Here is a 6,235-nt window from a genome sequence, read left to right as displayed (position 1 = left end):
TGAAGTAAAAGAAAACAACCAAGAGAAAGTCCTCATTACTTATTTTACAGCTTCAGAAAGCATTGACAAATCAGCATTAAGAAGTTTTCTACAAGAAAAACTGCCGGAATATATGATTCCGAGTTTTTATGTGGCATTAGAAAAACTACCATTAGCCCCAAATGGGAAAATAGATAGAAGAGCCCTTCCAAGTATTACTGGCGATGATATTATAAGAAAAGAATATGTAGCATCAACAAATCTGACAGAAGAGAAATTGGCAACCATTTGGCAAGAAATATTGGGAGTAGAAAAAGTTGGAATTACAGATGATTTTTTTGAGTTGGGAGGGAATAGTTTAAAAATTGTAAAGCTTTATGAACTTATTAAGAAAAATATCTCACAGGATATTAATGTTACTCATTTGTTCTCTTTGAGAACAATTCGATTGCAAGCGCAACACATAGATCAATACTCACCAGAGTATACAAAAGAAGAAGAAATTATAGAAATTGATTTTTAAAAAAATATAAAAAGAGTGCACATGAAAGATATTGCAATTATTGGCTTTTCGGGTATTTTTCCTGACGCAAATTCTGTAAATGATTTTGCAGAAAATTTATTAAAAGGGAAATGCTCTATCAATGAAATTTCAAAGAAAAGATTGTTTAATACATCAATATCTGATGAAATTGATTACTATAAAGCGGGATATTTAGAAGAAATTACTTTTTTTGATTATAAATTTTTTAATATTTCTTTAGGAGAAGCCGAAGAGATGAGTCCTCATCAAAGATTATTACTTCAGGAAGCCTATAAAACTTTTGAAAATGCGGGTTATAGACTAAAAGACTTAAAAGGTTCAGATACATCTGTATATGTAGCAAATGCCAAGACAAATTATTTCTTATTAGCAGAAGAGTCAACTCCAACTTTAATAGCAGGAAATATTAACGCAATGCTTGCTAGCAGAGTATCCAGGTTTTTTGATCTGAGAGGAGCAGCTATAAATGTAGATACTACATGTTCATCATCTTTAACAGCCATAACTCTTGCTTGCAAAGATATAATATTAGAAGAAACAGGTTTAGCATTAGTATGTGGTGTAAATATAAATGTTGTTCCTACTCTAAAAGATACTGAAATACTTCTTGGAGTTGAAGCTAAAAATGAAAGTTGTAATCCGTTTTCCGAAAATGCCGAAGGAACAATGGGAGGAGAAACTGTAACATGTGTTTTACTTAAATCTCTTGAACAAGCCGAAGCTGATGGAGATGTGATTTATGGTGTTATAAAAGGATTTGGTTTAAATCAAGATGGTGGTCAATCAGCAAGTATAATGGCACCAAGTAGTGATGGTCAGGCAAATGTGATCAATAAGGCATTGAAAAAAGCAGGTCTTGTTCCCAAAGATATTACACTTATTGAGGCTCATGGAACGGGAACAAAGTTAGGCGATCCAATTGAAGTTGAAGGAATATCGCAAGTTTTTAGCCCTAGTCTTGAATACAATGAAAAAGTGTATGTCTCTGCAGTAAAGTCGAATATTGGACATACAGATAGTGCAGCAGGAATTGTAGGAGTAATTAAGGTATTACTTTCATTCAAAAACAATATTATATATCCGTCGATTAATGCACTTCCACTAAATTCTTTTATAGACTTTGAAAAAGCTAAAGTGTCAGTAGTAACGAAACCCATTAGTTGGAATGACGTAAAAAGAGCAAATAAAAAAAGAGCAGGTGTTAGTTCTTTTGGCTTAATGGGAACTAATGCGCATTTAATTTTAGAATCATATGAAAAAGAAAATTCTTCTGTTCTTGAGACTGTCTACGATCAATATGTTTTGTGCTTTAGTGCCAAAAGTAAAACGAGTTTAAGTAAATATTTGATGTCGTTTAAAAATTATTTGAGCGATACTGAAGATAGTTTGCATAATATTTCATTTACATTAAATACTTGTAGAGAACTATATCAGTATAGATATTTAGTGACTGCTAAAAGTAAAAAGCATTTATTAGAAATTCTTAATGACACTACAAGTGACCAGATAGTAGATAGCAGTATTGAAGATTTTAATGAAAATATATCAATATTTGATGATCAAATAGCTATAAGTGATGAAATATTGGAGGCCATACCTTATTATTCTAGTTATAGGACTCTCTTATTAAGTGATGCACAAAAATCCTTGTTTGTTCAATATTTTAGTTATCAGTCTCTTTTAAAATCGGGAGTTTGTATTAAAGAGATGATTGGAATTGGAATTGGAAAAATTTTGTTTAAAGTATTGAAAAATGAAATATCATTTGACGAAGCTTTGAAAAGTATAGACAGTGTTTTGCCAGACACCAAAAACAGTAATGAAGAATTAGAAGCGCGTGCAAAAAAATTAGTAAATAAGTATTCAAATGGACTAAAAATAATAGTTATAGGTTATGAAGGAAAATTAGCGAATGTCTTTAAGAGATTAACTAATAATAATTTATATTATAATGCTATTGGATACGGCTTGTCTTTAAATAATAATCTAGTAACATTGCTTAATTTTAATTCTAATGTTGATCCAAGTGATTATTATCAGAAAGGAAATTTTTGTAAAGTTGAACTGCCATCTTATTGTTTTGAAGAAAAAAGATGTTGGATAAGAACTACAGATAATCCGTACAATCCTAAAGTCGTAAGATCAGAAAAAAATATAAGTTTAGTAAATTATGAGGGCTTTTCAATTGTAGAGCAATTGGAAAAAATGTGGAGTGAAATTTTAAAAACTGAAATGCAAAAGGATGATGATTTCTTTGATTTTGGAGGTCATTCTTTAAATGGATTACAATTAATAAATAAGATTAATAAACACTTTTCATTAGACTTAAATATTGATATTTTATTTGAAAATGGTTCGCCTCACGAGATGGCAGACTTCATAGAATTGAAAATAAAGAATAATAATAGCTTACCGGTAAAACAAGAAGAAATTAAAAAGGTGCAACCACAAGACCTTTATGATGTCTCTTTTGCTCAAAAAAGGCTTTGGTTACAAGCCAAAATGTCTGACAATGCTTCTAGTCTTAATGTTGCAATGTCTATTATAATTGAAGGAGAGTTAGATTATTTTAATTTGAATAAAGCTTATGAAATACTTATTCAAAGACATGAATCTTTAAGAACTTCATTTGTTTTGGCAGCAGATGAATTAAAACAAAAAATCTACCCATTTGATGATATTACAGAAACAGGTATAAAATATGAGATAAAAGAAAATCTATCTGAAGAAGCACTAAATGCTTATATATTAAATTTGGTAGAGTTTCCTTTTGACCTGGATGATAATGGTTTGTTAACTCGTGCAACCTTAGTTAAAATTCATGAAGACAAATATATTTTCAATATTACATTACACCATTTAATTTGTGATGGTTGGTCACTTACCATTTTTCAAAAGGAATTCTTTCATATCTATAATGCGCTATGCTCTAAAGAAGAATTTTTGTTTGAACCATTAGAAATTCATTATAAAGATTACACTTCTTGGCAATTAGAAAAATCTAAAGATATTTCTTTTAAAGAAAGTGAATCATTTTGGTTGAGTCAGTTTATAGAAAAAACTCAAGATTTAAGTTTGCAGTTCCAAAAGGGCAGACCAAATGTAAAAACATACAACGGAGATATTAATGCGTTTATAATTCCAGAGGCATTAACAAATTCGATAAAAGAACTTGTAAAAAAAGAAGGAATCACTCTGGCAATGTTTTTTGGAACAATTTTAAATTCATTTGTATCTCTATTATCAGGAGAAACGGATATAACTTTAGGATTGCCAATCACGAACAGGAATCTTACACAATTAGAAAATCAAATAGGTCTTTATTTAAATACATTGGCTGTAAGATCTAGACTTGATGTAAAAGCATCTTTTAAAGATTTGCTAAAAGAAACTTCGAATAATTTTAAATTGGCATACAAGCATCAGGATTATCCCTTTGAATTGTTGGTTGAAAAATTGCATTTGCAAAAAAATTATAGTCGTTCCCCATTATTTGATATTGCTTTTACAGTTCAAAACTATTTGAATATAAATATTTTAGATGAATTAAAAAGCTATAATGATAATTTAAATTTTCAAAATTTTGAGTTAAACAATTATTCAAGTGCCCAATTTGACTTACTTTTTAGATTTATTGACTTGGAAACTGAGTTATTTTATGAATTGGAGTATAATACAGATTTATTTGCAAAAGAAACAATTGTTAAATATCACCATTTTATTCTCAATATTATGCAACAATGTGTTGATAATAATGAATTAAAAATGGAAGAGATTTCTTTAATCTCTAAAAATGAAATTGAACAAATTAAAGCCACGATATTCGGATTCAACAACACAAAAGTGGATTATCCTGTAAATAAAACGGTTATAGATTTATTTGAAGAACAGGTTGAAAAAACGCCAAATAATGTTGCTGTAATATTTGAAGGGACGCAATTAACGTATCAAGAGCTAAATGAGCAATCCAATCAATTAGCTCATTATTTAAAAGAAAATTATGCCATCGAGCCTAATGATTTTATTGGGATCAAACTAAATAGAAGTGAGAGAATGGTTATTTCTATTTTAGGAATCTTGAAATCGGGTGGGGCGTATGTTCCGTTGGATGTGAATTTTCCCCAGGAAAGAATAGATTTTATTACTATTGATGCCAGTTTGAAAGTTTGTATTGATGAAAATGAATTTGAAAAATTTAGGAGTGTCAAAGAATCTTACGATAAAACATCGCTTCAATTAAGCAATTTAGTTGACAGCTTGGCTTATTGTATGTATACTTCAGGCTCTACTGGTAATCCAAAAGGAGTTCTGATCCATCATGCGGCATTGTATAATAGGTTATTGTGGATGCAGTTGTATTTGAATGTTGGTGAAAAAGAAGTCTTTCTTCAAAAAACACCTTACACTTTTGATATTTCGGTTTGGGAGTTGATTTTACCTTTTTTAACAGGAAGTTCGCTTGTTATAGCAAGGCCCGAAGGACATAAAGATGTCGATTATCTTCAAGAAATAATTAATGAAAAAAAGGTGTCAATAGTTCATTTTGTGCCTTCAATGTTAGGCGCTTTTCTGTTAGATGTTGATGCCGAAAAATGCAGTTCTATCGAGCATATTATCAGTGGTGGCGAAGAATTGCCCGCAATTATGGCCCACGATTGTAAAGAAAAATTCAAAAGAGCGCAACTACACAATTTTTACGGCCCAACCGAAGCTACTATTGAGGTAACTGCCATTAATTTGACTGAAATTAATGTGCTTGAACAAGGTGTAAGCATAGGCAAGCCCATTGCAAATACAAGTATTTATATTGTCAACAATTCACTCGAATTGCTACCGGTTGGTGTACCCGGAGAATTGTTAATTTCCGGAATTCAGGTGGCAAGAGGCTATTTGAATCTTCCAGAACTTACAAAAGATCGTTTTATAGCCGATCCTTTTAGAGAAAATCATATGGTTTATCGTACGGGAGATATTGCAGAATGGCTGCCAGATGGTAGTATTCGATATATGGGAAGAGTGGACAATCAGGTGAAAATCCGAGGGAATAGAATTGAACTGGGTGAAATTGAAAATGCTATAATGTTGTACGGTGACATACAGCAGTCAGTGACTTTGGTCAAAGAACTCAATAACGAAAAAGCACTAGTTGCTTATTATTTGCCAGAAAAAGGAAAAACAATAAGCAAATCAGAATTACGTACTTATCTTCAAGGAAAACTTCCAGAATATATGGTACCTGGATTTTATGTTTTGCTGGATGCTATACCTAAGACTTCGAGCGGTAAAGTGGATAGAAAAGCTTTGCCGGGTGTAGAAGGAGAAGATCTAATAAGAGGAGAATATGTACTACCAAAAAATAAGAAAGAAGAAGAGCTTGTTGCCATATGGCAGGAAGTACTTGGAATTGAAAAAGTCGGAGTAACAGATAACTTTTTTGAATTAGGCGGACACAGTTTATCAGTAGCTCAGGTAGTGAACAGAATCCATAAACAGTTTGGAAAAACGATCACTATTAAATTGTTTTTTGCAAATCCAACCATTGAAGGATTGAGTAAGGGACTACAGGATAGCGAATATATCGCAATCCCGAAGGCACCTGAAAGCGAGTCTTATCCCTTAACAGCTTCTCAAAGGCGATTATGGATAATGAGCCAGCTGGAAGGCGGTTCGCTGGCGTATAATATGCCCGGAGCGGTTACCCTAAAAGGAGTT

The 6,235-nt window shown here is 31.6% G+C and carries 2 protein-coding genes; both read left to right on the top strand.

The window, feature by feature from the left end:
- The coding region (locus tag DM397_RS00735; protein ID WP_239457759.1) for a phosphopantetheine-binding protein at positions 1 to 502 on the top strand (502 nt) is incomplete at its 5' end.
- A 21-nt stretch (positions 503 to 523) separates the two neighbouring features.
- Positions 524 to 6,235 (top strand): non-ribosomal peptide synthetase (locus tag DM397_RS00730; protein WP_162615446.1); only part of this gene is annotated, 5,712 nt, incomplete at its 3' end.

It is taken from the genome of Flavobacterium nitrogenifigens, assembly GCF_003254565.1.
Taxonomy (GTDB): Bacteria; Bacteroidota; Bacteroidia; order Flavobacteriales; family Flavobacteriaceae; genus Flavobacterium; species Flavobacterium nitrogenifigens.
The sequence above is the reverse complement of the archived record's forward strand: the minus strand, read 5'-3'. Positions and strand labels throughout refer to the sequence as shown.